The sequence below is a fragment of the Massilia agilis genome (assembly GCF_024756255.1).
Classification (GTDB): domain Bacteria; phylum Pseudomonadota; class Gammaproteobacteria; order Burkholderiales; family Burkholderiaceae_D; genus Telluria; species Telluria agilis.
Genome location: NZ_JANUHB010000032.1, coordinates 1 through 213, shown reverse-complemented (window position 1 = coordinate 213; position 213 = coordinate 1). Strand labels below are relative to the sequence as shown.

Genomic DNA, 213 nt, shown 5'->3' with positions numbered 1-213 from the left:
GCATGGCAGGACGTCGGCGCCAGCGCCAGCGTGACCACGGCGGAGATCAACCTCGGCCATCTGCGTTTCGTGCCGGTCGCCGATGCGAACGGCGATCCGTACACCACCTTCACGTACAAGGTGTATGACAACGCCAGCGCCGCGTCCGACGATGCGACGATGACGGTCAAGGTGACGCCTGTGAATGACCTGCCGGTAGGCGCCGACGGTTCG

1 protein-coding gene is annotated in these 213 nt (G+C 65.3%); it reads left to right on the top strand.

From position 1 onward, the window contains the following. A partial coding sequence (locus NX774_RS23560) for a cadherin-like domain-containing protein (protein WP_258824693.1) occupies positions 1-213 on the top strand: 213 nt, incomplete at both ends.